A 659-nucleotide genomic window follows, 5' to 3' on the forward strand; every position below is an offset into this window, starting at 1 on the left:
GAGCAGCCGCTCGCGCTCGGCCTCGTCCTTGGCGTCGCGGACCTTGGCGTAGAAGGCCTCCATGTAGGTCAGGCCGGTGCCCGCCGCGGTGAGGGCCTTGCGCGCGACGGCCTTGAAGGTCGCGAAGAACTCGATCTGGTTGTCGGTGAAGTTCTCCCACTCCGTGTACGTCCGCCAGCTCACGCCCGCCTTCTCCAGGCGCTCGGCGTACGTGCCCCAGTCGTAGCCGGGGTGCGTGCCCTCGTCGTAGGCGTCGTTGCCGACGGCCCGCTTGCCGTTCGGCTCGTAGCCGGTCTTCCCGCTCCAGAGGTGGTTGCGGTTGGGGCTGGTGGAGGTGTGGATGGAGGAGTGGTAGGCGTCGCAGACGGTGAAGGTGTCGGCCAGTTCGTAGTGCAGCGGGATGTCCTCGCGCGTGTAATACGCCATGGTGGCCGCCGTCTTGGCGGTGATCCAGCCGTCCATCCAGCCGTCGTGCCAGGCCTTGGCGCCGCCGCTCCAGGAGTGGTCGAGGGCGCCGATGTACTGGAGGTCCTTCTTCTGCGTCGCCGCGGCCTCGCGGACGGGGAAGGGCAGGATCGTGCGCAGTCCCCCCGGCTGCTCGAAGACCGTCTTGCCGCTCGGCAGCCGGATGGCGTTGCGGTCGCCGAAGCCGCGGACGC

Annotated in this window: 1 protein-coding gene; it reads right to left on the reverse strand. The window is 69.2% G+C overall.

Translation table 11 applies throughout. The annotated features are described in order from the left end of the window. Positions 1-659: alkaline phosphatase family protein (locus AOK22_RS43255; RefSeq protein ID WP_279617105.1), on the reverse strand; the 659-nt coding region annotated here is incomplete at both ends.

The organism is Streptomyces silaceus, from assembly GCF_001419745.1.
Classification (GTDB): domain Bacteria; phylum Actinomycetota; class Actinomycetes; order Streptomycetales; family Streptomycetaceae; genus Streptomyces; species Streptomyces silaceus.